The 2,608-nt window shown below is 59.2% G+C and carries 4 protein-coding genes and 1 pseudogene; 2 read left to right on the top strand and 3 right to left on the bottom strand.

What is annotated here, in order from left to right; all coding sequences use genetic code 11:
- Positions 1-430 (top strand): annotated as a pseudogene (locus tag EN991_RS40090) (sugar ABC transporter substrate-binding protein); the annotation flags it as partial.
- A gap of 104 nt (positions 431-534) precedes the next feature.
- Here EN991_RS40090 and EN991_RS40085 read toward each other — a convergent pair.
- Positions 535-672: a hypothetical protein gene (locus EN991_RS40085; protein WP_164769510.1), complete on the bottom strand. Its 138-nt coding sequence runs from the start codon at positions 670-672 to the stop codon at positions 535-537.
- Positions 673-799: 127 nt separating this feature from the next.
- Between EN991_RS40085 and EN991_RS31665 the strand changes: the two genes are divergently transcribed.
- The gene (locus EN991_RS31665) at positions 800-1,030 is read left to right on the top strand and encodes a hypothetical protein (protein ID WP_127219079.1); all 231 of its coding nucleotides are present in this window, start codon (positions 800-802) and stop codon (positions 1,028-1,030) included.
- A gap of 12 nt (positions 1,031-1,042) precedes the next feature.
- Here the strand turns inward: EN991_RS31665 and EN991_RS31660 are convergent, their stop codons facing one another.
- Positions 1,043-1,837, bottom strand: coding sequence for a sugar transferase (locus tag EN991_RS31660; protein WP_024505420.1), 795 nt, complete (start codon positions 1,835-1,837; stop codon positions 1,043-1,045).
- Positions 1,838-2,003: 166 nt separating this feature from the next.
- The coding region (locus EN991_RS31655) for a CpsD/CapB family tyrosine-protein kinase (protein ID WP_206519290.1) at positions 2,004-2,608 on the bottom strand (605 nt) is incomplete at its 5' end.

Below are 2,608 nucleotides of genomic sequence, written 5' to 3'. Positions count from 1 at the left end.
GAGCGACAGGTTGGTTGCCGAGACCTCGCTCTTGCGAGTCAGGCAGGAGATAAGCAAGACCGACATCGAGATCCTCAACCTCGGCAATAGCCAAGCCAGCGAAGTCGCTGCTGCCTTGCGCGAGACGCAACTGCAGCTCAATGAAGTGACCAGCAAGGCCAACACCGCGGTGCAGTTGTTGCACGATACCGAGGTCACGGCCCCTGCTCTGCTCGCCCTTAGAGAGCGCGCCGAAAGGGCCAAGCCGATCTTCAAGATCGTGAGGACGACGGACAGCGGCTCGCAAGAACTCACGGCTGAGGAAACGACGCCGATCGAGCCAGGCGATACCGTGAAGATCGATATCCCCGCCCCGCCGTCCGGCTTGGCTGCTCTACCTGTAGAGGACGACGTCCAGGCAGGGACGGTTTCTGTTCAAGGTACCAATTGACAGGCTTCATGATTGGCGCGGGTGCCGGCTCGCAACGCCTTCGACATGACCTCCGAACCCGAGACCGTTGGTGGCCGCCTGGACGGGTAAAGAACGCGCCGGCGTCATGGCCAGAACGGTTCAGAGTGGGCGGAGCTGCCAGCTCGCTGCAGGTGCTTGTCTTTCTGCTGTTCCACACGGAAAACCGCCGCGCACCTTTCTTTGAACTGGTTCGCTTCAAGTTCAATGATCTGGCCGACCATGCTAGCAATTTCCGGCGGCACTTGCCTTGCACTTTGAGGCCGCATATCAGTGGGCACGCTGACGATGCCTTCCCTGCCGCAGTGAGGCGATCAGTTCCTGCGGGTATCACTGGAGATGTCGGTGCTCATGAGTGTAATCGCTATATCGGCGGCAGGCGTTCTGATGGGACTGCGCTTCAAGGCTCCTGCGCTGATCGCGGCGACTGCGCTGCTTGTGGTCGGAAGCTTTGCCTGGAATGGGCTCGGGTTGCCGGGCTACGTGACCGTCACTAAGTTCCTGATACTGTCATTCGTCTTGGCTGGCGCCTATATCATCGGTCTGTCCCTGTCCGTCCACCGGAAGCGCAAGGAAAGGTGACACGGCGGGACTTCAGGAAGCCCGGTCGAAACGTATGACTGCGAAAACCGTCCTGAACAGGATCACGATATCGAGCCAAACCGACCAGTTCCGCACATACTGGCAGTCCAGCTTCACGCGGTTGGCGTAGTCCATGCTGCTTCTTCCGTTCACCTGCCACAGACCGGTGAGCCCGGGCTTTGCCCGAAGGTATTCCCCTAAGTGGTCGCCGTAGCATTTTAGTTCGTCCTTGACGATGGGCCTTGGACCCACACAACTCATGTCGCCGCGGATGATGTTGAACAATTGCGGGAGTTCGTCGAGGCTCGACTTACGCAGCATCCACCCAAGCACCGTGACGCGGGGGTCGTTCCTGATCTTGCGGGTCTCCTCCCATTCCAACCTGACTTGAGGGTTGCTGTCGAGAAATGACTTCAGAACTTCGTCCGAATTGGTGACCATCGAGCGGAACTTGTAGCAATCGAATGGCTTTCCGCCAAAGCCGATGCGGCTATGCGAGAACACTGCTGGGCCTCCTGCCGTCATCCTGATCAGCAGAGCAACGACAATCATTACCGGCGCGGCAACCATAAGCGCCGTGAATGCTACTACCAGATCCATGATGCGCTTCAGGAGACCGCCCACAGGAGGGTTCGTCGTTCCCAACCTGAGCGCGGGCGAAAGGTCCGTCAACACTGCCCCGGCACCGTTGTTGTCGGATGCGGGAAGGACGTGCAGGACTGCCGTTCGGCTGTCGGACGGGATAGGCAGAGATGGCTGAACCCAGATCGGGGCTGCCTGATGTGACTCGAAGGCGTTCGTTGTCATGGAACAATCGCTGTTTCGACTTGTTGTTGCACTCTTCCAAGGTCGGAGGTTGTCGACAAGAAGGGCAAAGGAGGTAGCGTGACGCTCAGGGGCTATCCCCCTAATCCCAAGGAATGATCCTCCTAGACTTTTTGCAACTTCCGAAGGAGAATGTCTCGCTACGGTTTCATGCTTTGCGGCGCTTGGGCGCGCGGACCCTGGCCAAGAGTACGCCTAGTATCGGGGTCCTGCAGGCCTGCAACGTCTTGACAAGTTCCTGCAGCGTCTGGACCTGTGTCTTGCCCCACTCGGCAACGATCACCACGCCGTCCAGGACAGATCCGACAATCAGTTCGTCGGCACCCGAGGCAAGCGTCGGCAGGTCGAGTATGACAATGTCGTAGGCAGGAAGTCCGTTGGCGGCAAGGTCACTAGCGGCTAGCTCCGAGAGGAACGCCTCCATCTTGCTAGGCGCCAGGAGGTGTCTGGCGTCCACGGTCGAACTGGAAAGGATGTCGAACGGCCGCCCCGCAGCACGAACGATGTTGAGACGGACAGGGTCCTGGCACGGTAGGTCGAGGGCTCCCGACTGGCTCAGAAGCCGCGAGGGGGTCATGGTCGGGCGCCGGATGTCGGCGTCAATCACCAGCGTCTTCAGGCCCGACATCGAGTAGAGCGTAGCGAGATTGCTGGCCACCGAACTCTTCGAACCGTCGTTGGATACGGCAGTCAACCCAAGAAACCTGATCGGGCGGCTGGTTTCCGCAAGGCTTATCTCGGTTCGCACTTTTC

The sequence above is a fragment of the Mesorhizobium sp. M7A.F.Ca.US.005.03.2.1 genome, assembly GCF_003997795.1.
GTDB lineage: Bacteria > Pseudomonadota > Alphaproteobacteria > Rhizobiales > Rhizobiaceae > Mesorhizobium > Mesorhizobium ciceri.
This window is presented reverse-complemented; position numbering and strand designations above follow the sequence as displayed.

What these genes read in the sequence shown, in the direction of transcription:
- EN991_RS40085 (WP_164769510.1), bottom strand. Translation starts at nt 672, where the DNA reads ATGGTCGGCCAGATCATTGAACTTGAAGCGAACCAGTTCAAAGAAAGG.
- EN991_RS31660 (WP_024505420.1), bottom strand. Translation starts at nt 1,837, where the DNA reads ATGACAACGAACGCCTTCGAGTCACATCAGGCAGCCCCGATCTGGGTT.
- EN991_RS31665 (WP_127219079.1), top strand. Translation starts at nt 800, where the DNA reads ATGAGTGTAATCGCTATATCGGCGGCAGGCGTTCTGATGGGACTGCGC.